The following is a 24,962-nucleotide window of genomic DNA, read 5'->3' as shown; positions in this document are numbered from 1 at the left end:
AGGTTTTTAATTCACAGAATAAAAGCTGAAAGAATGTTATAAGTCATATTTTCAATTACTAGCACTAAATGTTAATATTGCGCCGATTTTTAGGGATTTAAGTAAACGGAGTAATACAAAAATGAAAACAATGTTGACTGCAATTGCAGTTCTATTGGCGGCTCCTTTTGCTGCCCACGCTGGCGCTGACTTTGTAGAGGGCGATAAGACTTTCGCAGGTGAAGCTGAACTCGGTGCTACTTTAACAACAGGTAATACTGATACATCGTCTATCAAAGGGCGTTTAAACCTAATGCAAGAACTAGGTAATTGGGAAAACCAGTACCTATTTGAAGGACTTTATAAAGAAGATACTGGCGAGGTAACTGCTAAGCGTTATTATGCGGGTATCCAAGGTGACTATAAATTCGATGACAAGAACTACATGTTCATCACTGGCAACTATGAAGTCGATCCATTCACTGGTTATGATTTTAAATCAGTAGTTTCTGCCGGTTATGGTCATAAGTTCATTGATACTGGTAAGGTATTGCTCAGCGCCGAAATTGGTCCTGGTTATATCTACAAGAGTCTTGATGAAGAGCAGACAGCACTACGAGGATATGACAGCGAAGATAGTGTGGTTGGTCATGGTGTGATGAACTTTGCTTATGAAATCAGTGAAAGTTCAAAATTCACGCAGATGTTTGTCGCTGATTATGGTGAAAGCTTAGAAGGGCGCTCTGAAACGGCTATCACGGCAAATATTGTTGGTGCCTTAGCAATGAAATTTGCGGTAATTGTTCGCTATAACAGTGAGCCGCTAGACGATAAGAAAAGCACAGATACAGAAACAAACATGACCTTGCTATACGCATTTTAATCGTCATGATTGTTGTTATGTTTTGAATATAGGCACTCGTTTTCGGGTGCCTTTTGTTTTTATGTTGCAAATATCAAGGAGAATAGAGGAGACTTTTGTTTCTAAGGTTGGCTTTTACTTTCTGGTGGTTACTTTTCGGTAACTAGGTTATCAACTTGTATCCTCCCTATACTGATTAGCGATTCGATTAACGTGCTAAAGCTCACGAAAGCGTTATTGAGTCTAGGATTGCTTGATTTAATCACGGACTCTGGAATCGATAGCCATTACACTGATAAGCCCTAGAATTTTTTGAGTTGCAAATGTGTTTATAGGTCCAGTCAGGTTTGACGTTGAGCTAAGGCAGTTGGTGAATACTGAATCTGCGCAAGCACTCAAACTGTCTAATATTGAGTTTCTAGTGATCAAGGAGCTGATCTCGTATAGAGGCCAAGTGGTGTCTACGGAATCAATTTGCACCTTACTCGAGCCGCAAGTTGCAACGGCGCAAGATATCACTATTGCCATCACCAATATCAAAGCATTTTTGGGTGTTAGTCTAGCTCCTATGATTGAGGTAGTGACTAATCAGGGCTACTTACTGCATGTAAAATCCAGAACCTTACAACTGCACAGTAGCCCTTACGAAGCTATCTCGCTAAAGCAATTGTCGATATTTTTACTGCTTGGAATTATGTTGGTTGTTTTTCTGACTAGCCGTTTTGAGACTACGCCTAATATTCATTTTTCGCTCCCAGAGCAAATTTTACTAGACGGAAAAAAATCAGTTTTAGTGCCAATCTACTCCTCGGATATCGAACTTGCGGCCTTTGGCGACAAGTTTAGAAGGATGGCTGTGTTGATTGATAGCTGCGATACCATCGTTTGGCAAAAAATCTACGCTGCATCCTCTCAAAAGGGCGATGTACTCCATTTCATTTTGCATAGTACCGACGCCGTTGGCGATGAATTTACCGGTTTTAAAGTGATTAATGTTGATGAGAATTGGGACTTCTTGACGAGTGCTTGGCTAAAGGAGGTTGGCTTCTGTGAATAGACGATTAAACCGCGAATTATTCTTGGGCTTTAAATCGACGCCAATATTGACCATGCTGGTTTTCATTTTGGGACTCTGCCTGTTGCTCGACCACATTGTTGAGCCCAACGAAGATATCAAGCTAATCTGCGATACCAGCAGTTATGATGTTGAAAAACCTAGTGCGGAAGTTGGGAATATACGCTTTGAAATAGAGCGGGTTGCGAATGCCATCGCGCTGGAAATGACCTTTGTAAAGGCTAATCATCCGCTTGTTAGCGTTAGTGCGGTTGGTTCGTTGCTTGAAGTGAGTGGTCCAGTATTGACCTATGAAATACAGTTACAGAACGGAAAAGTGCACAGAGATATTTTGAACACGACGTTTAGCGAAGAGATCCGTGACCAAGTCGAATTCGTTAAGGAATCACTTATTTTAGACTCTTTCGAACAGGAAAAATCCTTTTATATTAAGGTACTCGAGATGGACAAAACGCTCGGTTTTGTCTCTTTACAGTTCTCGGCTCGAAACGGGTTATGGGCCTGTAAAATTCAGTAAAGTTGAATTAGGATGATCTTTCAAACTTAGTTTGTACCTGAAAGGGTCGCGCGTCTTGGTTATGCTTACTGTGTTATAGGCTATGTGTCGAGACTAACTAGAATTCATCGCCTCCGCCTTATTAAAATAGCCAATAAACTGTGGTAAACCAAGCGTGAAAAATCTACAGACCTTAGTGCCAATTTAGTTTCAATAGTTGAGATACGCTATACTTGCTTCATGGTTGAAACGCCCTGTTGTAATATAGTATTACTAACAAATAACGGCGGCTAGAAAGAGCTAAACTACATGCAAACGGCAAGTCAGCGAAGTAATGCATGGTAAAGGTTGATATCAATCATCTTTAGTGATGGCTTATGCGAGAGTGCTCACCTGTCTACTTCCTCGGTGAAATGAGTTGCATAGAATAAAGAGTCCTCACACTCATCAAGCTCTATTTACGGCGTTATCACGTCGTCTCACTTCGCTATTAATGTTATAAAGCCTTTGGTTATCGTCGTATCGTAATGCGGCGCATTGATGTCGAAAAGATACCAACTGCGAAGCTATCAAGCTGTTGTCGTCATAAGGATATTTGTGGCTAAAATTAGAGTTAAGCAAGAAGAATCACTATCAATCAAATTTCTACATCAGATGGAAGTGGGTGATAACCGTCGATTAGATCTGTATTTTTTCTTGCCGAAAGAGATGGGGATAAATCCGCAGAGTTTAAATGAGGAGGAGTATTACCATTCTTCAATCACTGGGCGGCGTTCTTATTACTCCTCAGGGCTGCATTTGCCATTAGTGCAAAGCCGCTTTGTTAGTCAGAAGAAACGAACAGTTGAAGAGTTTCGACTGTATTTAAATCTATTTGCTTATCAATTCTCTGTTGCAATAGAGACCGACAGTAAAGAACTGGCTCAGGTCGAAGATCTCGTTCAATTTTATACCTCACTGGAAGAGTTAAGCGCACAGGTTATTCATCTGCTCAAGCGTTTTAGGCGTAATGAACCTAGCGATGAGAAATGGAAGTCATATTTCGAGAATGCGGATAATTACCTCTCTTGGTTGTGCGAGCAGCGATTACTAAAGCTTTTGGCCCATGCCCCTCGAAGTAGTGATTATACCGAGATCACAGAGAGTGTGGTTGCACTGTGTCGAGCGGAAGCTGATTATCGCAAAGAGCATAAGTACAACTCCTCCAAGACGTTAGAGGACGCTAATCGTATCGCCAACAAGATGCACTTGTTAAGACGTTTGATCCAGCAAGGGGTGGTACTTAAAGAGGAGCTTAAGCCATTAGGTATAGGGCTTAAAAAGATGACCACAGGCATTGCTACAGCTATGGTCATGCTGGTGGTTTCTACTTTAATTATTAAAGCGCAAGGTGTGTTTAGCGGCTTAACCATTGCGTTAGTATTAACCCTTGCGGTTATCTATGGTTTTCGAGAGATCTTTAAAGACGATATCCGTAATGCATTGTGGCGGCTTATTCAGCGTGGACGGCCGCGTTGGAGCCGATTATTAACAGATACAACCAGTAAGCTATCAATAGGTAAGCAGCTTGTATGGCTCGACTTTATGAAGAAAAAGGAGTTGCCGCCTCAAGTTAATCAGATCTTAAAGAAGCGCCATAGCCAAAATAAAGTGGACGCTGAGATATTGCATTATGGGATCCACTCTCGAGTTTCGGCCAAAGGTTTTTTAGCTGGCTACTCACAAATTCAAGAGCAAGTTAACTTTAGCTTTGTACCCTTTGCCAGAAACTTAGAACGTGGTAAGGCCAAAATTTATAAAGAACATGAAGGTAAAATTAGCAATGAGTCTGTAGAGCGCCGTTATCAAGTTAATCTTATTTTAGTACTCAAAGAGGGCAAGGATGAGCCACAGTACGCTCGTTATAAGATAACCATGAACCGCTCAACTATTATTGAGATCACTGAAAGTGATTTGCCGTCAGGCATGAAGAATATGGATGAAGCGCCATTTGAGGATGAACTATTAACCCCTAGTGCAACTGACGCCGTAGAGGTTAAATCTTAGTCCTGAGTATTAAAATATCTGTCTGGTAAAGGCTTGGCAGATATTTTGCTCATCAGTTTGCTTCGCTCGCTTTAAGGCAATCTCTGCATTACTCAGGAACTGTTCTAGTACTTGGCCGCCCTGATAAGCTGCGATTCCTATGCAGATCCCTTCACCTAAGCCATTGCTTTTCAGCTTAGATAGGGTATCGATGGCAAAATAGTGTGCTTGGTCAGAATCAGTATCAGGTAGCATGATAATCAGTTTACCCAATTGCCAGCGGGACATTTGATATCGATTGGGCAACTCACGCAATAGCTGACTTTCAACCTCTTTTTGACGACTCTCTAACTGGCCAATATCACTCATGTGGCTTAGCATGCCTTCGGCAGCAATATCGAGTAGCATCAGGCTTGAGAAATCCTTTTTCTCTTGGCTCATATTATTAAAGTAGCGTTCAAGATCGCGACGATCGTTAAAGATAGTGCTGCGATGCGGCACTGAGCTACCTGGTTCTGTACCATGGGCTTTTAACTTGGCGTGCTCAAAGGTGCAGACAATGTATTCGATATCGTCTGATGCATCCAAATGACCCTTTAAGGTGGCAAGCATACAATCATCACTAGCACGGTTATTGGCAGATAATATCTGCCCCTGCCAAGTCCTTTTGAGGATAAGTTGCTGTGAGATCTGTGGCCATTGATTTTTAAAGTCTTTGGTCAATAAGTCGGTAATCTGCAAGCTACGGCTATCCTTTACCTGCATTAAAGAGTTGAATGCAGCGTTAGACTTGATGATGACACCTTTGGCGTCAGACAGTACCGTTGCCATCGGATTATCATTAAGCAGTTGGTTTAATCTTGCTTCTTCCTGACTATGTTTTAGCTCGCCAATATCTTCAAACGTCACCAAGGTGTAGTTCTGCTTGTTATCCATATCGTATTCGAGACGCAGGCTGACAGACAACTGAGTATACTCAGAAGCCTCTGTATCAAGCTCTCCACGCCACTCTTTTTGTTCTGCAAGTACAGTCTCAAGTTCCTGGTACTGCTCGTCATCCATATGCAGGATACGCTGTAAGCTACGGTCGGACAGTTCATCTTTTTCGAGTGATAACAGTTTTGCAGCCATGGTGTTGGCACTGAGTACTCGCCCGAGTTCATTGGCAATAATGTAGCCTGAATCGGTATTAAATAAGCGATTGGCTAGATCAATACTAAAATCTCGTGAACGGTGTACTAGACGGTATGCATGGGTCAAATAGATAACAACACAAGCGAGTAGAGTCAAAAATATCGCTCCGCCCATCAAAATATTACGCCACTGTTCAAACTTGGCGGCGATATCATCGTTCTTTACATAGGAGAGTAGGAAGTACTCTCTGCGGGTTTCGTATTGTGTGGTTAGCTCGACTTTAAGGTAAACAAACGTGGCATCGTCGCCGTGGAACTGGCCAAAATTACTGGTGGCCATTTTGCGCCAAAGGGCTGGATAGGATTGTTTGAGGCTGCCGCCCATGGTTTCTGGTAATCGACCCGTGGTAGGAGAATCAAGTGCACCAGAGTAAAGCAGCCCTTGGGTATCAAGCATCATTAACGGTGCTTGCTTACTTGAGTAAGCTGGCTTGATATTTTTTAACATGCGCGACATAGAGTTGTACGCGACCAGATAACCTCTCACTGATTGGTCCGGGTTTTCAAGCCATGCAAGTTGATAGAGATAAGGCTCTAGTTTGCCATTGATCGGACTAAACTCAAGCGGTGAGGTGTAGATTTCATTACCCCCCATATTACGTGAACTGCCTAACAACGACGGTGGAAGAGCGTTGTGACCAAACTCTTCGTCTGTGGCAAATTTTAGCTGGCCTTGTGGGTCGTAAAGTGCAATCCCCAGTAACTCGGGAATGTTATCCACGACGATATCCCAGTTATTTTGCAGATTCTCTTGGTTAGCTTCAGTCGGTAAGTCCAGATAACGATTAAGTAGCTCTGATGTGGCAAACATTTGTGTTCTAAACTGTTGAAAAGAAACTTTATCAGCAATCAGTGTACCTACCGCTTGTAGCTCACTGTAACGCTGGGTAGCCCAGTCTTCTTGCAGGCGTCTTTCACCAAGAGTAATGACAATATTGGTAAGAACAATAACCGAGATCAATAGAATGCAGATCTGACTAGCAGCAGCAAAAATTCGTTGTTGGGACCATTGGATCCCTTGTGCATTGATAAGTAGCGGTAATTTTCGCGTTAACATGAATAGCTATTTTCGATGGTTGTTATAGCCGCTATATTATACCAATTCGGCTATATATGTAATCAATTCAGTAGGGTTATCCCGCGGTTGATTAAACTCAGTTGAGGGAGTGTCTGTTCTAGCCATAACTCAAGAAGCTATTGATTTAAGTGATATTAGCCGACAACCCCTAGCTCTCTTTGTTTGAACTTAGCACCTGCCACTTCAACTATTTTGCGGCAAGCCTCAATATCTACCTCTGCAAGCCCGTTTATCGCTGATACTTGAACATCTGCAATGTAGTGTGGCGCGAGCTCGATAAATTCAAGTAGGGCGGCATAGGCACCTTTTAGTTTTGGCTGGCAATGTTCTTGATAAGCGGCTGCTGTATCTGTGTTGAGTGAAATTGACAGGCTGTCTACGCATTTTGCTAGTTCAGGTAAAATATTGCGGCGATGAAATAGATTACCTAGCCCGTCAGTATTAACTCTTACTCTGCCACCGCGGGCTTTAATTTCGCTAGCAACGCTTAAAAGGGTGGCTAAGTTGAGGGTTGGTTCGCCGTAGCCACAAAATACATATTCATCGAAAGCTGTTGTGTCACCTAGTAGTGCGATTACTTCGTCTGCGCTTGGTTGGTTCTCTAGAGCAAGTTGATACTGATGAACTTGTTTACTGCCGTTGTGCTTAGGGCAAAATTGACAGCGTAGAGTGCATCTACCGGTGATATTTAAGTAGCGACTATTGCGAATGTCGTAAACAAGTGTGGCAGCAGATTGGGTCATATTAATGGTCACTAGCAAGAGAGGCGTTTAGCATAGCGAATGCCAGCGACTAATTCTGTTCGCTAGATCGAGTATTGTATCAATTCCACTAAAGATGTGATCAATTCAGAGCTTTCTCAGGACTTTCAATTCAAGGCGCATTGTGGAAGAAATGGTTATTCCCTTTTGAGTTTATTCAACGCAGAAGTAGCAAGCCAAAAACACTCCTAAACTCTCGCTGAGCGAGCAAATCTTTATACTGATTTGATCGCTCAGCAGTGAATGTCCTGAAAAGCTCACTGCGTGCGGGTTTAAATCCCTTAATACGGCGCATTTGGCTTTCGATATAAAACCCACTTGCTTGTCTAAAGTGATTTAATACCAATTGCATTAAGTATTTGACCAGTTCAGAGCCCCTCAGCCTTTTCAATTCAAAGCGCATTGGTAAAGAAATGGTTATTCCCTTTTAAGCCAATGCAAAGCAGAAGTGGAAAGACTGAGGGGCTCACGTAGTGCGGGTTTCAAAACGCTGTATGCTTCGCTATGGGATTTGGATATAGAATAACTATTAGCTCAAATTCCACTACTTGCCTACAGCGTTTTGAATTCCCGCTGAATGGTCAAACTTTTAATGCAATTGGTATAAATTCCCGCTGAATGACCAACTCTTTAATGGAATTGGTATTAGTATTTTTATTCAGGCATAAAAAAGGAGGCCAATGGCCTCCTTTATATAAAGAACTAGCGACTCATTAGTTAGAGGGCTGCTCGACTTCAACAGTCGCTTCCGTGTCAGCTTTAGGTTGCCACCACCATTGGTAAAAACGGTTTAGTACCCGCTTTATATCATCAAGAATAATATAAAGCAGAGGCACTAAGATCAGCGTCACCACTGTGGAGAACAAAATACCAAATGCCAAAGAGGCTGCCATCGGGATGACAATTTGAGCTTGTAAGCTCTTCTCTAACAAGATGGGGACTAAGCCAACAAAAGTGGTAAGTGAGGTTAAGATAATTGCTCTAAAACGATAACAACCAGAGTCGACAGCCGCTTTGATGATTGAATGCCCTTCAGCACGAGCGCGGTTAACAAAATCAACCAAGATCAACGAGTCATTCACTACCACTCCAGCAAGCGCCACAATGCCACATAAGCTCAAAATACTCATGTTAAGACCCAAGATGAAGTGACCAAACAGCGCGCCAATCATACCGAATGGGATCACTGACATGATAATCAATGGCTGGCTATATGATTTTAGCGGAATCGCCATCAGTGCATAGATTGTAAATAGGGCAAAGAAGAATCCTTGTAGCAAGCTAACAAGCGCACTTTGCTCATCCGCGCTGCCACCATCTAATGCCGTCGATATACTAGGGTATTTCTTCGATAGCATCGGCAAGAAATCAGCTTGGATTTCTGACACAACTTTTGATGGTTCAACCTTGTTGGTGTTGGCATTGGCGGTAATTGTAATTGCGCGTCGACCATCTACCCGAGTAATTGACGAGTAAGAATCACCAAGTTCAAGCTGGGCAACATTTGCAAAGGGAACTGCAGTACCAGTAGGAGTGCGGATCAGCATATTCTCAAGGTGGCCAACGGTGCGGCGCTGCTCAAGAGGGTAGCGCACCATGACTTTCACTTCCTCTTTATTACGTAAGATCCGTTGAGCTTCATAGCCGTAAAATCCATATCGCACCTGACGTGCAAGATCAGACAGAGTCAATCCTAGCGCTTCGGCTTCAGGTTTGATCTTAAGTTTGATCTCTTGGCTGCCAGAGGAGAAGTTGTCAGCAATATCATAAACGCCTTCGTAGCTCCTCAACTTCTGCTTTAGCTCCGCTGAAGCTAAAGACAGTTGTGCAAGATTACTTGAGGTTAGTCTGAAGGAGATGTCACCACCCGCATCGTTGGTGCTGGCATTAATATTGAGCTTTTTAACTGCTAGCAGTTCAGGTAATTTTGCTCGCCATGCGGATGCGATGGTTTCCCCATCGACATCGCGCTCTTCACCTTTGGTGAGTTCAGCAAAAATAAACGAAGAGGTACGTGAGCTCATGTTGATGAAACTATGTTTCACGACTGGGTAACCTAGCTCAGCCTCCATTTCATCATTCATGCGATACAGCGCTTCTTCAACCTCTTGCACTACTTTAAGGGTGTTTTCCTCTGAGCTGCCTTCGTCCATTTCGATATTGACCTGAATGAAATCAGACGGAATATCTGGGAAGAAAACCCAACGTACCTGACCACTGACGACCAACGCGATAGACAGAATCAGCACTCCAGTAAACACCGCGACAGTGTTATATCGTTGCTTAATGCAACGCTCTAAAAATACACGGTAGTTGTTATGAATGAAGTACTGGACCTTGTCATTCAGGCCAGCTTTGAGCTTGCCAAAGTAGCCCAGCTTAGCACGAGGCTTAGGTGGCTTCATATGAGCAAGATGCGCAGGCAAGATCAGCTTAGATTCGACCAGTGAAAATGCCAAACAGAGCACTACAACCATGCCGATAGATTTCCAAATAATCCCTTGTGGGCCTGAAACCATCAACATAGGCATAAAGGCAGCTATGGTGGTTAATACCCCAAAGGTTGCTGGCATGGCAACTTTCTTGGCACCTCTAACCACATTATCCAGTGAGTGACCATGCCGCTCTATTTCACTATAGGCACTCTCGCCAATGACAATGGCGTCATCCACCACAATCCCTAGCACCAGAATGAATGCGAACAGCGTAAGTAGGTTAATAGACAATGAAAAAGGCTCGATCGGCATAACCAGCATCGCGCCCAAGAAACAAATGGGTAGGCCAACCATGACCCAAAATGCGAGTTTGATCTCTAGAAATAGTGCCAAAATGAAGAACACCAATAAAGCACCATAAAACATGTTGGATAACATCATGTTTAATCGGCCTTTGAGGTAATGAGTTAAGTCACCCCAAGTATCGAGTTTGGCACCGGTAGGAAGATCTGCTCGCTTAGTCTCAATATAGCTTTTGACTTGGGCTGAAATATCAAGTGCATTTTGATCGTCAACACTGAGTATTTCGATAATAGCTGCAGGCTGTCCATTAAAGCGAGTGTACTCAAGACGCTCTTCAAAACCATCATTGATAATGGCGACTTCTGGCAACATGACCCTGCTACCATCGGGGCGGGTACTGACGACTATTTGTGAGAAGTCTTCACCTGTGTATGCCTGACCTTTAGTGCGCAGCAGGATGTCGCCATCTTTTGCACGAATAGAGCCACCAGGTAAATCAATAGAGGAGTTTTGTACCGCTGTCGCTACCTGAGAGAAGGTAAGGCCGTATTCGCGCAGCTTGTCTTCAGACAATTCGATGCTTATCTCATAATCACGCACGCCAGTGACTTGGGCGCGAGTCACTGCTGGTAAAGCAGTGACTTCGTCGCGAATCGTTTTTGCTAACTCCTTCATATCTTCAAGAGATTGGTCACCGTAAACGGAGACCCAAATAACGTTATTTTCAGGTTTAATGCGAACGATATTGGGCTTTTCGATATTAACGGGGAAGGTCGAGATGGCATCTATAGCCAGTTTAGCTTCATCGAGGATATCTTGTGGATCATGGCTATCTTCAACTTCAATCCTAACAGAGCCAACCCCTTCACTAGCGACCGAGGTGACCTTCTTTATGCCATTAATATCTTGGATCGCTTCTTCGATCTTAATATTAATACCTTCTTCAATCTCCTGTGGGGCAGCCCCTGGGTATGCGACAGAGATATTGAGGTAGTTAAGTTCAAAAGTTGGGAAGATCTCTTTATTAATAATAAGCGTGCTAAATAGCCCGCCTATTAATAGCACCCACATTAATAAGTTCGCCGCGACGTTATTCTTAGCGAACCAAGCGATAATACCTTTTTCAGTGGCCATTATTGGTCACCTGCGCTAGCGAGTTGCTCTTCGGTTGTCGCTTCATCAGTACTTTCGATAGTTGAGCTGTTGTCATCACCTAAAATTTTAACTAATTGGCCATCTTCAGGATTACTGAGATTCGTCACGGAGATGCGCTCACCGCTAGCTAAGCTGTCTTTGATATAGACATTTTCTAGATCAGTGCGGACGATGTTAACTTCTCGTACTTCAACACTGCTTGTAGCTGTGATTAAAGTGACTTTGCCATGGCGCACTAAGTGGCGTGGCAGTTTTACAATCCCATCGACAGTTCGGCCTTTGATGATAGCAGTGACAAAGCTGCCGTATTTAAGTGGTAGTTGTCCTTCGGCCTTAGCGCTGCGAAGGTAAGGATCTTTTACCTCTGCAACCAAGTAGACCATGCGGTTTTCTGCATCTATCACACCTTCGCTGCGAATGATCTTGCCAGTCCAAGTGACCACTTTACCTGCAAGGTCGGCACTTAAGGTCACTTCAGTATCTGGGTTATCTACCGATTCTAGGTAGGCTAAATCATTATTTGACAGTGGTAGACGGATCTCGGCAACACGAGTGTCATAAAGCTCACCGAGGTTTGTGCCTAAAGTAACATACTGGCCTAAGTCGACATTGCGAGCTTTTATTATGCCATCAAAGGGGGCGCGTATTATGGTTCGTTCAAGGTTACGCTCTGCTCGCGCCAAGGCTGCTTGCTGGAATTTAACGTTGGCTTGCTCTTGCTTAAGTTGTGGTAAACGTAGGCCTAACTCTGGTGGAATGCCGCCGTCGTATCCTTTCCAGTCATTCTTAGCCACTTCACCTTTAGCGCGTTCTTCTTCGAGTGCTGCTTTGGCTTGTGCGAGAGAAGCTTGCGCTTGCATTAAGTCTGCTTCGTAATCTGAAGGTTCAATGACAGCCAGCTCTTCGCCTTTTTTGACAACGCCGCCAGCAACAAACTTATTTGAAATATTTAGCATGCGACCTTGTACTTCAGTCACTAGCTGAGTTTTATATTTGGGGCTAACAACGCCGTATGAGGGGAGATTGAGAGAGACCGTTTGCTGTTGAACTTCCATTATGTCAACAATTGGGACCGGTGCTTCATCTGCCTTTTGCTCAGGTGCCTCTTTAGTGCTAATAAGTACTAGTGCAGCAACAATAAAGAGAATAAGAATAAGTAATGGGGAGACCCTTCGAATTATTTTTTTTATCATTATAGTTTCGCTTTTCCATGTAATGCGTTTCCTAACGGCTAAATTACCAGACTAAGCGTTGAGGGGATACGATTTTTTGTAAATAAAATGTTTCAATTTATGGCGTTAGTTACAAGTTTTGAAGGGCGAGTCTGGTGCAAGGTAAGAGGTTAACAGGGATGACTGTGACAGTTTAAAAAGCGATGCAATACGGGAAATAAAAAAGGATCAGCAGATGTGATCCTTTCAAAAGCGGTGAGAAGTTAAACCTTACTTCTTTTTCTTCTTGTTTTTCTTACTGAATGTCTTGCCAGTATCTTTAACTTTCTTCTTCCCTGGAGGCTTCGCCTCTTTGTTTTTAGGGCGAAGATCTTTAATGAAGCGACGCTTAAGTGGTTGCTCTATGTAACGTTCAATCTTACCAACCACGCGAATATCATGGGCTTCGACCAAAGATATTGCGGTTCCCTTAGCGCCTGCTCGGCCGGTACGTCCGATACGATGAACATAGGTATCTGCAGAGCGTGGCATATCGAAGTTGATCACATGAGTGATATCATCAACATCGATACCACGGGCGGCAACATCGGTTGCTAGCAGTACATTGACTTCACCTTTGGTGAATCGGCCTAGTGCTTGAAAACGAGCTTTCTGCTCCATATCACCGCGCATAAAGCTGCAAGTGATCCCTTGCTTTTGCAACAGGCCGTCTAGGCTTGCTACTGCCTCACGTGTTTTGACAAACACGATCGCACGCTCTACTTCTTCTTGCTGCAAAATAGCGTATAGCAGGGCAAATTTATGTTCTCTATCATCAGCAATATGAACCCATTGGTGGATCTTAGCCTTTTCGCTACGCGGAGCTTCAGCTTCTAGCTTCACAGGGTTGCTTAACAGCTGGTGGGAAAAACGACCAACGTCGCTGCCTTCAAGCGTTGCAGAGAACAACATGGTTTGTTTACGGCCAACAGATTCAATCGCGATGGTTTCAACTACGGCTGAAAAACCCATGTCTAGCATGCGGTCTGCTTCATCGATGACGAGCACTTCAACCTCTTCTGCATTGAATAGGCCTTTATCTAGGTATTCCATCAAGCGACCAGGAGTGGCAACTAAGATATCGACGTTTTTCTTTAACGCTTCTTCTTGAGGAGCGTAGGGCACGCCGCCAGTGATGATGCTGATATCCAGATCTAAATCAGTCGCCAAATGAGATGCGTAGCGGTGGATTTGACTGGCCAGCTCACGAGTAGGTGTTAGCACTAATACTCGAGCTTGGCCGCCGAAGCGACGTGGAAAGTCAATAATATGCTGCAGCGCTGGCAGTAAGAAGCTCGCTGTTTTCCCCGTTCCTGTTGGTGCGCGAGCAAGAATATCTCTTTGCTCCATCGCTACAGGTATTGTTTGTTGTTGTATCGTAGTGGGCTTGTTGTGGCCCATTGCTTTCAGTGACTCTAACAAACAAGGGTCAAGCTGGAGATCTTCAAATAGCATGCGTGGCATCTCAATAAATAACAGCCGAACATTATAAAGGTTTCAACCCAGACTTGAAACGATTAGATCGCCAGATCGCTACAGCTTTAAATAAAAACTTTTGCTCAGCAGTATAAAGTCATCGCTGTAGTGGCCATCAGTGTTGCGGATCACCAAGTTCGAGACAGGATGGGTTGTAGCTTGATTGGCAAAGTTTGAGCGACAAGGTGTAATGAGTAGTAATTGTCGATTGGGTTTTTTGCCTTCAACACTGGCAACTAACACCGCATGTTGGCAGGTGAGCTGGTGTTGCTCCAGTTGCTGCAATAACTGATTTGCGCCAGTTATCGGTAATATAAGGCTCGCCTGTCCTGCTGGACTTAATAATGAACTGATAGCCGTTAATAGCTCATCAAAACTTAAGCTATCGGTATGGCGAGCTGTGGCTCTTAAAGCACTATTAGATTGTGGGCCGTTGTCAAAATAGGGTGGATTACAGATGATGTGATCAAAGCTGTGTTTCTTAGCTGTTGTGCAAAATTGCTGAATTGAACGGGTCAACAGCGTTAATCGTTTACTCCAAGGGCTTAGGTTGAAGTTACTTTGGCAATCAAGCGCTGCATTTTCGTCAAGTTCTATGGCGGTGATATTTGCCTTACTGCGCTGAGCGGCCATTAAGCTAAGTAAGCCACTACCTGCGCCGATGTCGAGAATATTTTTGCTATTGGATAAAGGAGCCCAGGCACCAAGTAGTACGCCATCGGTGCTCACAGGCATACCGCAGCGGCGATCATCTATATGAAATTGCTTAAAGCTAAATGGCATGGAATTTACAGGCATCGAGTCAGTTAAATAATTGTACGCTAATTTATTACGGTCGGTAACAGGCATATTTGGTTTCCCTCTGTATTTTTTAAATGCAGAAGGTAAGTGTTTACTCGCGATTGAGACCTTGCTAGAGCAGCAATTGAATGTTTCTTGCTTACATGACAAATGCGCTGAATGTAAGTTATGGAATCGACCTGTTATTGAATTGTTATTATTTATATCGAGTGTGGCGTTTATTAGGTGTCGATTCTTGTTAATTAGCTGTGACTCTGATAATAGTATGGCCCTCCTAGTAGGTTCAAAGCCTATTCTTAGGGACGGTAAACCAGTTTTATAGCAATTTCAGTGTTCATTTTTTCGCTGCTGTTCATAAACTCGCCAAGCTTAGGTCGTATTTACCACTGGGTTGTGTAAACCAAATATTACACACTGAATTTTGTCATTCTAAAGTGGTGCAGTTAAGGCCTGATGACATGAAATTGTTAATTATAAAAATTATTGATGAGGCATAAAGTGCAAAATAATCAAATGAGTATTGCAGATACGTTAGGGTTAGGTTTCATGACCTTCGCGTTCTTTCTAGGAGCGGGTAACCTTATTTTCCCTCCTCTTGCAGGTTTTCTTGCTGGCGAGAATATGACATTAGCTATGCTTGGCTTTCTTGTCACCGCAGTTGGCTTACCTCTGATAACATTGATTGCTGTCGCGAAAGCAAATGGCAAGATTATGGATCTGTTGCCTCCTATTGCTGCAACCACTCTTGCAGTGGCTATTTTTATTATCATTGGCCCAGCTTTCGCCGCGCCAAGAACAGGGTTAGTAGCATTCGAAGTGGGCTTTAAGCCATTTTTAGACAATGCTGATGCAACCTTTGTACTTGCGGGAATTACCTTCACCACAGCTCAACTTATCTATACGCTGGTCTTTTTTGGTATCTCTATGGTATTTGCACTGTACCCAGGGAAGCTACTTGATAACGTAGGTAAGGTATTAACGCCTATTCTTATATTATTGCTTGTCGGTCTTGCGGCAACGGTAATTATCCTTCCAGGTAGCCCTGTCGAAGCGGCTGTTGGTGACTACCAAACCAACCCGTTAACGAAAGGGATATTGGAAGGCTATAACACTATGGATACTTTAGCCTCGCTCATTTTCGGTATTTTAATTATCGACATTTTGCGCAAAAAAGGCATCACAGAACCTAAAGCACAGACTGGCTATTTAGTGAAAGCGGCTCTTATAGCTGCAGCGGGTCTAGCATTTGTTTATATCGCATTATTTTACTTAGGTGCTACAGCAGGCGATTTAGCCGCAGGTGCTAAGAATGGTGGTGTGATTTTAACTAACTATGTCACTCATGAATTTGGTACAACAGGTTTGGTGTTATTAGCGACGGTCGTAACCTTAGCTTGTTTAACCACAGCTGTAGGCCTTATTAGCGCCTGTAGTGAGTTCTTTAATGAGCTATTACCTAAGATCTCATACCGCCGATTTGTTGTGCTATTAAGCGTTATTTGCGCAACGATCGCTAACGTTGGTCTTTCTCAGCTTATTAGTATCAGTATCCCAGTATTGATGACGGTATACCCTGTTGCGATAGCGTTGGTTGCGGTAACGTTCCTAACTGAACGTTTTGCAAAACCTGAAGCCGCTCATAGAATCGTGCTTAGTGTTGCGTTGTTCTTCGGTATTATTGATGGTATCAAAGCTGCTGGTGTTGATGTGAGCGTATTTAACTTTATGCCTTTACACGCTGAAGGTATGGCTTGGTTGCTACCCACTGCGATTGCTATTGTTGCGTGTTTAATGATGAAGAAACAGCAAGCGACTGCGGCTGTTAGCTAAGCCACTTGGCTGCGATGCTCGGGTGAGATAGCATCTGCAAGCTTGATAACATATGATAACGGCGATGAATTTATGATTCATCGCCGTTTTTATATCTAATTTAAGGAAGCCATTTTAGGTGCCTACCGAGTATACCCCTGATCGTGCAATTGATCTGTTTCTTGACCATTTATGGTCAACTAAAGGCTTGAGTGACAATACCTTAAGCGCCTATCGTACAGACCTGCGCCATTTCGACCGCCACCAACAGTTAAAAGGTTTAAAGTTGGTTGAAAGTAGCCAATTTGATGTCAGGGATTATCTTGCTACGCGTTTTGATAAGGGCTTTGCTAAAACCAGTAGTGCAAGAATGATGAGCAGTCTGCGGCGCTTCTTTGGTTATTTGGTGGTAAATAAGCAGATTAGTACAGACCCAATGGCTTTACTCGAATCGCCCAAATTGGCACGCAAGTTACCCGACTCATTAAGCGAGGATGATATTGATAGGTTGTTGTCTGAGCCACAAGCCGATGATCCTATCGAGTGTCGTGATAAAGCCATGCTTGAGCTGCTGTATGCTACTGGTCTGCGGGTGTCTGAACTTGTAGGTTTGACCATGGAGCAACTGAGTTTACGGCAAGGGTTAGTACGTATCGTGGGCAAGGGCGGCAAAGAGCGCTTAGTGCCTCTTGGTGAGCTTGCGGTTGGTGAGGTTGAAAACTACCTCAAATTTGCCAGAGTGGAGCTACTTAAAGGTAAGCAAAGTGATGTGCTGTTCCCTTCAAAACGTGCACAACAGATGACACGGCAGACATTTTGGCATCGAATAAAGCTTTATGCGCTGCGAGCAAATATTAGCACTGAGCTGTCACCGCACACCTTAAGGCATGCTTTTGCTACACACTTACTTAATCATGGTGCAGATCTAAGAGTGGTGCAGCTGCTTCTTGGCCACAGCGATTTATCAACCACGCAGATCTACACCCATGTTGCCACGGCCCGTTTAGCGAGTTTACACTCAGAGCATCACCCACGCGGTTAAGTCTTAATACTGACGATTCAGTTGGGAAGATGAAAATCTTTAGTGCAGAGTTCTAGCAATAACTTGATAGATTTCACGTCTGTATGATTTCGTTACAGCAAAAAGTTTGCTTTAGTTAGCATGAGACTGTAACTTTTCAGCTCCAGACTAGGTCTAATCCTTATACCCTTTAATAGACCGTAACGTAGAATAGGATATCCAATGAAGTTCACCCGAGCATTTTCTTTGATCATTGCAATGGTCATAGCCCCTGCAGCCCTTGCCGGGTCAAATACCCAAAGTGATGACACTGCGGCGATAAAACAGAAGTTGTCTGATACATTAAGCGTAGATGTGATGTCGCTGAAAGAGTCGCCAATTCCTGGTTTGTATGAAGCCCTAACCAATCGTGGTGTGCTGTATATTAGTAAAGATGGTACTAAGCTGTTGCACGGAAATCTTTATGACTTAGATAAAGGCATGAAGAACCTAACCGAAGCAGCGATGTCAGGTCCACGTATTGACATGATGAAACCTCTTGAGAAGAACATGTTGGTTTATAAAGCCAAGAATGAAAAGCATGTTGTTACGGTGTTTACTGATGTTGATTGTGGTTACTGCCGCAAGTTACATAATCAAATGGATGAATATAACGATCTCGGCATTACAGTTAGATACTTAGCATTCCCACGAGCAGGTATTCCATCAGCTAATGCTGACGAGATGGAAGCTGTTTGGTGCGCTGCCGATCCATTGCAAGCGATGACTGATGCTAAGTCGGGGAAGTCAGTTAAAGTGGCTAAGTGTGATGCGAAAATTGCAGAGCAATATAATCTTGGCCAAACCTTTGGTATTAATGGAACACCTGCAATCGTGCTTGAGGATGGCAGCTTGATCCCAGGTTACCAACCGCCTAAAGATCTATTAAGAGTGCTAGATGCTGCAGCCGCAGAGTAATAATTAATTAGGGGCTGTTGGTCTTTCACGGTTGTTTTTGCCGCAGTTTATTGGCTATTTTGACAAGGCGGAGGCTATGCCGTTTAGTTATTCTCCACAAGTAGTCTACAACACAGTAAAAATAGCCAAGAAACGCGGCCCTTTGGGTTCGATTCAATGCTTCTATTCTTTTATGACTAGAATGTGTTATGAGCTTTTCACTTAGCCGGCTAAGCTTTATCGCTCAAGCCTTGTGTTAGAAGCATTATTCCTTACGGTAAAGAATCGAACAAAAACTAAGCTCGAAAGATCAACAGCCCCTAGTAAAAAAGGTGAGCCTCGGCTCACCTTTTTTGTGCCTGCTAAAGAGAGTGAAGAGCAAGCCTTTATTAGCAGTCTTTGCTATGCTGGCAGGACTCATTGTTTAAAGGTAGTCAGCCCTGTGATCCATAAGATAGTTCGCCGCTCAAAAGTCGATGATAGCCATTTACCTAACTCTTTATCTCCACTGTTAAAACAGATATATGCCAGCCGTGGTGTGAGTGCAAATGAATGTGAATTGAGCCTAGGTAAACTACTTAGGCCCAATACCATGTTGGGAGTGACCCAAGCCGCAGAAATTGTCGCAGACGCGATTGCAGCGCAGAAATCGATTCTGATCATGGGTGACTTTGATGCCGATGGAGCCACCTCAACCAGCGTATGTATGTTGGCGCTAAAAATGATGGGCGCTAACAATATAGATTACTTGATCCCCAATCGATTTGATTATGGCTATGGACTGAGTCCCGAGATTGTCGCTGTAGCAGCGCAAAAAGGGGCTCAACTCATCATTACAGTTGATAATGGTATCTCATCAATTGAGGGCGTCGCCGCGGCTAAAGCATTGGGGATGACCGTTGTTATCACCGACCATCATCTGCCTGGCCAGTCTATACCTGATGCTGATGCGATTGTTAATCCTAACCAGCACGGTTGTGAATTTGCCAGTAAATCTATTGCGGGGGTTGGCGTAGCGTTTTATTTGATGTCAGCACTGCGTGCAGAATTAAGACAGCGTGACTGGTACCAACAACAAGGTATCAACGAGCCAAATCTAGGTCACTTACTCGATATCGTAGCCTTAGGCACGGTTGCTGATGTGGTATCGCTTGATACCAATAACCGCATCTTGGTTGAAGCGGGGCTGCAAAGAGTGAAAGCGGGGCGTTGTCGAGTGGGGATCACCGCGTTACTGGAAGTGGCTAAACGTACTCCGTCACGTATCGTCGCCTCTGATTTTGGCTTTGCAGTCGGCCCAAGGCTTAATGCTGCAGGGCGTTTGGATGAGATGGCATTAGGTGTTGAAACACTCCTGTGTGAAGACATCATGCTAGCTCGAAGAATGGCATCTGAGCTCGACAGCTTAAATGCAGAGCGGCGCGATTTAGAAACTGAGATGCAACAGGAAGCGCTTAAGAGTCTTGAAAGTGTTGAGTTAAACGAATCCGAGCTTCCTTGGGGAATTGCACTGTTTCAAGCTGATTGGCACCAAGGGGTTATCGGCATTTTAGCCTCACGCATTAAAGATAAGTATCATCGTCCTGTTATCGCATTCGCCGATGCGGGAGATGGTCAAATAAAAGGTTCAGCTCGTTCTATCAAAGGTTTGCACATGCGCGACCTTTTAGAGCTCATCAACAGTCGCCATCCAGGGCTTATTCTTAAGTTTGGTGGTCATGCGATGGCTGCTGGCCTATCAATAAAAGCGGGGCAGTTTGCGTTGTTTGCTGATGCATACGATAAAGCGATTCGTGACATTTTGGCGCCAGAGCTACTGACTGGTGAATTGGTTTCCGATGGTGAGCTGACGCCAGATCAATTTACTTTGCCTTTAGCAGCAGAGCTCCGCGCAGCAGGCCCATGGGGGCAAAACTTCCCTGAGCCACTGTTTGATGGTCACTTTAGGATCATCCAACAACGAATTGTTGGTGAGAAGCATTTAAAGCTAGTGTTAGAGACCGAGTGCGGCCAAGTGATGCTGGATGCTATCGCGTTTAATGTTGACCTGAAAACTTGGCCTGATGCGAGCATTCAACATGCCGAGATTGTTTATAAGCTGGATGTGAACGAGTTTAGAGGTAATCAAACCTTGCAGTTGATGGTGGATCAGATAGCGCCAAAGTAGTTTGGGCTGGGAAATCAGCTTTTAGCTTTTAGCTTTAAAGTTAAAGTCAAAATCTAGATCAAAGTCGTGGCGCTTCGCCCACACCAGACCAAAAAGGGGAAAGCGCTTGCCCCCCTTTTGGATATCCCTCAGCGCCCCGGCGAAATTTAAAAAGCGAAATTTCCAACGGGGGAGATCTGAATCTGGACGTTTGGTTAATGTATTTAAGCCACGATGTTTACTGAGAGATAGCTATTTCTTATTTGAAGGCTGATAACTCAAATGCAGATAGTTTGCGCTTTTCAAACTCAGTGTAGTCCGGCTGAGGCCTTCGGTTTCAGGAGCAATTCTGTTCCTTACAGAATTTGGCATTTCCTCCATCCTTGGAGGTCAGACGGCGCAAAGCGAGCCTCAGTTGCGTCTGCACATACGCTGACCGCAGGTCATTGGAACCACTTTGGTCAGCAGCTAACGCATTTATGCCCCAAAATGAGTTTACGCCAGCAATTAGTCCAATACAGCAATAACCTCTTTGCAATATTTTTCTCATCAGTCGGAAAGAGCAGTGTTTGTGTTTTTATACAGTATTATTGGTTTTGTGCGGATAATCACCAAATTATGCGCAATCAGTTCGCGGTTTGCTATTGAGCTAAAATAAAAAGAATTGTAAATTCAAGTAACTAAAAACGCGCTTGCTCGTTTTGCAGGAGATACGAGGCAAACAAAGTGTGCATTCTCGTTTTTCCAGAAGGTGTATTTGGACTAACCGTTGAAAGTTATTATAAATCAGACGTTTAAGTGCATACATTTTGACTGCTCTAACCTGGTAAACGCGCAAGGCGTGTATACAAATGTTAGGGCTATCTAGGATTTTGAGTATGTATCAACATAATGGAGTATGTTTTGAGTATCCTGATTCTTGGGAAGTCATCGACGATGATAACGATGATCTTATCAGGGCAATAACGATAGAATGCCCAAATGAAGGGTACTATACGATTGATATTTACAATTCAGAACAAGCTCCTTCAATAGAAAACTATATTGAGCGCTCATTAAAATATTTCATTAAAGAACTGCCTTTTGGTTTCAAAATGCTTTCGGAGCCAAGTCAGGATGTCGAAAGAACGATTCATCAAAAATCAGAAATAGAAGGTTTAAAACTGGAGTTCATCATAAGAACATTGTTCAGGCATAAAATAAAATATATCAATAGCTACTTCCGAGTTCAGTCAGGAAGTAAAATTAGTCATATATCTGGACAGTTTTTGGCTGAGCATGAAGTAGATTCAGTAGCTGGTTTTAACAAAATAATTGCTAGTTACAGTTCAGTGTAAATAGCCCTAACAAGCTAATTAATAAGGACAAAAAACAGTTGGCTGTTTTCGTTCCTCAACATTTTAGCCAACAATTTTTTGCCCATTATTAGGGCGTTGGTATGACTCCCCACGTCAAGCAGAACATCACTATTTCGGCCTAAATATTTAAGCCTGCTTTTGCTCTTTTGACTAAATTGGATTGAGCTAACACAGTCGATGAAGCAAGTAATTTCGTCGGTTGTCATGCTGATATCCGTGGATTACTTATCTTTCAATAAGCAGCGCCTACCTTACCTTTTGTTATTAATTATGGCGTCGTGACACCTGTCTTCAGTCTATGTTCGTGGTTCAATACAGAGTTAACCGTATTGCCATCCTAACGCCCTCGGTGATCGTGTCACATCCGATGCTTGACCCACTGTATTAGCTCAAAATCGTTTATCATGCAGGTACTCTCGACAACCGTAGTTTAGGGTTAACTTTTGTCAGTACCACTTCTCGTGAAATCGCCCAAATATAAGCAATCATTTCTCTGGCTATGGCTGTCACGACTACGTTGTTATGTTTACCTTTGTACATGAGTTTTGGTATCGACGACAAAGCCTAAGCTGCGCTTGCCATGCAATATCAATGATTTCTTTCGGTAAACCTTCTTGTCTTATTTGCATCTCGCTTGAGATCTTAGCGGGGTAGCGATAGGAGTGAGCCCCTTCGACTAATAGCCGTCTTGCTCGACCATTGCCGCATTTCGTTATCGCACCCAAATGCCGCTTTCCACCACTTGAGTGTTCCGATGGAACTAGGCCTACATAACTCATTAGTTTTCGGGGATGATCAAAGCGAGTTAAGTCTCCCAACTCAGCAATGACACCTGCAGCAACCAGTAACCTCACTCCACGTAATGCTTGTATGGCTTTGATGACCGGATAGTAACGCCACTTTTTAACGTGATGCTCAAGTTCATTGTCTAGCCGTTTTAGCCTCGCGATCCGCTCTGAAATGGTTTGTAAGTATTCTTGCAAGACAATCTGTTGACTCGGGTGCGGCAATATCAGTTCAGTCAGCCAGCGTAAGTGCTTTAGCGACCAGTTAGCAGTGCCTCTGTAGTTAATATTGTTTCTTAGCTGAAGCGCTTTAAGCTGGTATTTGGCATCTTTTAAATCTTTCATCGCGGTCTCACGAGCACGAGATAAATCGCGGATAGCTTCATCTTCAGGCTCTGGAACATAAATCGCGCTAAGATCTTCCGACTTAAGCAGCTTTGCTAATTTAAGCGCATCACGTTTATCGGTTTTAATTTTCTCACCAGGTTTTTTGGGAATAAGTGAAGGGGCTATAACATAGCAACAGTGACCTAGGCTGGTAAGCAATCGTAGATCCAGTAACCGCAGGGGCCAGCCTCATACACAAAGTGTAAGGTTGCTTCTGGGTACTTAGATTGAAACTGCCTAGCCAGTTTAGTGATAGAGGCTTTCGCACTTGAAACTCGTCCAAAATGAACCGCTTGCGCTCCTCTTTGATCTTCAATATAAGCAATTTCTACAAATTCTTTATGTGTATCAAGGCCAATAAAAAGTATGTTATGTTTATTCATGCTGATCTCCGATTTAGTTTCTTTAACAAAACTATTATGGCTCTGGCTTTCAGCTAACCCACGATTGATTGGAGATCAGCACCTTTTGTGGGGAGTCATTATGTCTATGTTGCTAAGAAAAGTATGATTAATATTCGAATAGTATTTATTATAACTGGAGTTATCTTTCTAGTTTTAACCCATATAGGTGATACATATTATCGTGATTGGGTTTATTCCAATCAAATAGCAGATTTTGGCTTGGCTAACTATTTACCAAGTATTACTGGGACAATTACTGCGATTTTTCTTTTAATAGGGCTATCAAAAGAATCTTTCAAAAAAGCTCCCACCTCAGCATTTGGGGTAATGGTTGGTTGTGTAATATATGAGGTGATGCAGCCCACTTTAGGAACAGGTACCTTTGATTGGCAAGATTTGATTGCTGTAGTAATTACTGGTTGTATTGTAGTTTTTGCACTAAATATATCAAATAAAACAATGGTTAATGTCACAACATAACAAGAATTTAAATCGGGACTGCTAACAGTTTGCTCGGTTTCGCTTCGCTACACATTTTAGCAAACTATTATCAGCCCATTAGCAGTACAGGGATGGATATGTTGTTACAAGTAGTTGAGGGAAATATTCGAAACGAGTTCCCTTCACTTAAATACTTTATGAATGAAAGTAATGATACTTTAATCATTAAAGGACCTAATGACTGCATTGGTGACATTGAATTGGAAGATGATCTAGATGAAATTATCGTAATGGTAGGTAATTTTACTCATTGGCATGCCGCATGTTATGACCAAACTATAAGTAAGGAAGAGAGAGATAAACAAGTTTCGGCTGAAATTACTGGATTCTTAAAAGATCTCTTTACAAATAAACTTGTTTTATGGGGCAGTCATCAAGCAGGTGGTGGGTTCTACAATATTGATTTTGATATCAATGAACAAGATTCTCCTTGCGAACCAATTGAAGTAGAACAGTATTTTTGGTCTGGAGAAAAGTACAGCTAACAAGCAATTAAAGCGGGACTTTTTACAGTTTGCTCAGTTCCGCTTCGCTTCACAATTTTAGCAAACTATTATCAGCCCCTTAAATGGGCGTTGACGTATATCCACTTTCCATACTTTCCCTAATGGCTGTCGTTGATTTCAGGGATATGTGGGGCAGAGTAAACTTTATTTGAGAACCATATTTTTCCTCATCCCACGCCCTAGCTTTAGACTCCTTGCTCTAACCAATTTTTGTCCAATAATGAGCTTGCCCGTTAGGCTGATATCTAGTGACTAACAG

The 24,962-nt window shown here is 43.1% G+C and carries 17 protein-coding genes and 1 pseudogene; 11 read left to right on the top strand and 7 right to left on the bottom strand.

The window, feature by feature from the left end; translation table 11 throughout:
* Window positions 1-121: 121 nt before the first annotated feature.
* From SWP_RS18910 to SWP_RS18895, 4 genes are all read left to right on the top strand, one after another.
* Window positions 122-862: a DUF481 domain-containing protein gene (locus SWP_RS18910; RefSeq protein ID WP_020914231.1), complete on the top strand. Its 741-nt coding sequence runs from the start codon at window positions 122-124 to the stop codon at window positions 860-862.
* Window positions 863-1,211: 349 nt separating this feature from the next.
* The gene (locus SWP_RS18905; RefSeq protein WP_187148515.1) at window positions 1,212-1,898 is read left to right on the top strand and encodes a helix-turn-helix domain-containing protein; all 687 of its coding nucleotides are present in this window, start codon (window positions 1,212-1,214) and stop codon (window positions 1,896-1,898) included.
* Window positions 1,891-2,433 (top strand): hypothetical protein, encoded by a 543-nt coding sequence (locus SWP_RS18900; protein ID WP_044556096.1) that lies wholly within the window; start codon window positions 1,891-1,893, stop codon window positions 2,431-2,433. Before SWP_RS18905 ends, SWP_RS18900 begins: the two co-directional genes overlap by 8 nt.
* 576 nt (window positions 2,434-3,009) lie before the next feature.
* Window positions 3,010-4,458, top strand: coding sequence for a hypothetical protein (locus tag SWP_RS18895; protein WP_020914229.1), 1,449 nt, complete (start codon window positions 3,010-3,012; stop codon window positions 4,456-4,458).
* Between the two features lie 9 nt (window positions 4,459-4,467).
* Here SWP_RS18895 and SWP_RS18890 read toward each other — a convergent pair whose 3' ends face one another.
* The 6 genes from SWP_RS18890 to SWP_RS18860 form a co-directional block, all read right to left on the bottom strand.
* Window positions 4,468-6,687 carry a PAS domain-containing protein gene (locus tag SWP_RS18890; protein ID WP_020914228.1) on the bottom strand — a complete coding sequence of 740 codons (2,220 nt, stop codon included), beginning with the start codon at window positions 6,685-6,687 and terminating at the stop codon, window positions 4,468-4,470.
* 155 nt (window positions 6,688-6,842) lie between these two features.
* A complete protein-coding gene (locus tag SWP_RS18885; RefSeq protein ID WP_044556095.1) occupies window positions 6,843-7,451 on the bottom strand; it encodes a TatD family nuclease-associated radical SAM protein in 609 nt (202 codons plus the stop codon).
* A 731-nt stretch (window positions 7,452-8,182) separates the two neighbouring features.
* A complete protein-coding gene (locus SWP_RS18875; protein ID WP_020914225.1) occupies window positions 8,183-11,341 on the bottom strand; it encodes an efflux RND transporter permease subunit in 3,159 nt (1,052 codons plus the stop codon).
* On the bottom strand, window positions 11,341-12,555 hold the full coding sequence (locus SWP_RS18870) for an efflux RND transporter periplasmic adaptor subunit (protein ID WP_020914224.1): 1,215 nt from the start codon (window positions 12,553-12,555) through the stop codon (window positions 11,341-11,343). Before SWP_RS18870 ends, SWP_RS18875 begins: the two co-directional genes overlap by 1 nt.
* 249 nt (window positions 12,556-12,804) lie before the next feature.
* Window positions 12,805-14,028 carry an ATP-dependent RNA helicase SrmB gene (gene srmB, locus SWP_RS18865; protein WP_044556094.1) on the bottom strand — a complete coding sequence of 408 codons (1,224 nt, stop codon included), beginning with the start codon at window positions 14,026-14,028 and terminating at the stop codon, window positions 12,805-12,807.
* A 78-nt stretch (window positions 14,029-14,106) separates the two neighbouring features.
* Entirely contained in the window at window positions 14,107-14,832 is a 726-nt protein-coding gene (locus SWP_RS18860) for a tRNA1(Val) (adenine(37)-N6)-methyltransferase (RefSeq protein WP_044556528.1), read from the bottom strand.
* Between the two features lie 504 nt (window positions 14,833-15,336).
* Here SWP_RS18860 and brnQ point away from each other — a divergent pair.
* From brnQ to SWP_RS18835, 5 genes are all read left to right on the top strand, one after another.
* Window positions 15,337-16,680: a branched-chain amino acid transport system II carrier protein gene (gene brnQ / locus SWP_RS18855; protein WP_044556093.1), complete on the top strand. Its 1,344-nt coding sequence runs from the start codon at window positions 15,337-15,339 to the stop codon at window positions 16,678-16,680.
* 118 nt (window positions 16,681-16,798) lie between these two features.
* Window positions 16,799-17,701: a site-specific tyrosine recombinase XerD gene (xerD, locus tag SWP_RS18850; protein WP_020914220.1), complete on the top strand. Its 903-nt coding sequence runs from the start codon at window positions 16,799-16,801 to the stop codon at window positions 17,699-17,701.
* 201 nt (window positions 17,702-17,902) lie between these two features.
* A complete protein-coding gene (gene dsbC, locus SWP_RS18845) occupies window positions 17,903-18,637 on the top strand; it encodes a bifunctional protein-disulfide isomerase/oxidoreductase DsbC (RefSeq protein WP_020914219.1) in 735 nt (244 codons plus the stop codon).
* Window positions 18,638-19,058: 421 nt separating this feature from the next.
* Window positions 19,059-20,783, top strand: a complete 1,725-nt coding sequence (recJ, locus tag SWP_RS18840) for a single-stranded-DNA-specific exonuclease RecJ (protein ID WP_044556527.1) — start codon at window positions 19,059-19,061, stop codon at window positions 20,781-20,783.
* Window positions 20,784-21,640: 857 nt separating this feature from the next.
* Window positions 21,641-22,099, top strand: coding sequence for a hypothetical protein (locus SWP_RS18835; RefSeq protein WP_020914217.1), 459 nt, complete (start codon window positions 21,641-21,643; stop codon window positions 22,097-22,099).
* A 423-nt stretch (window positions 22,100-22,522) separates the two neighbouring features.
* Here SWP_RS18835 and SWP_RS18825 read toward each other — a convergent pair.
* A pseudogene (locus SWP_RS18825) lies at window positions 22,523-23,675 on the bottom strand (IS110 family RNA-guided transposase).
* A 123-nt stretch (window positions 23,676-23,798) separates the two neighbouring features.
* Between SWP_RS18825 and SWP_RS18820 the strand changes: the two are divergent.
* Window positions 23,799-24,176, top strand: coding sequence for a hypothetical protein (locus tag SWP_RS18820; RefSeq protein WP_020914213.1), 378 nt, complete (start codon window positions 23,799-23,801; stop codon window positions 24,174-24,176).
* 92 nt (window positions 24,177-24,268) lie between these two features.
* Window positions 24,269-24,682 (top strand): hypothetical protein, encoded by a 414-nt coding sequence (locus SWP_RS18815; protein ID WP_020914212.1) that lies wholly within the window; start codon window positions 24,269-24,271, stop codon window positions 24,680-24,682.
* The last annotated feature ends 280 nt before the right edge of the window (window positions 24,683-24,962 follow it).

This window comes from Shewanella piezotolerans WP3, from assembly GCF_000014885.1.
GTDB classification, from domain to species: Bacteria; Pseudomonadota; Gammaproteobacteria; order Enterobacterales; family Shewanellaceae; genus Shewanella; species Shewanella piezotolerans.
The sequence above is the reverse complement of the archived record's forward strand: the minus strand, read 5'-3'. Positions and strand labels throughout refer to the sequence as shown.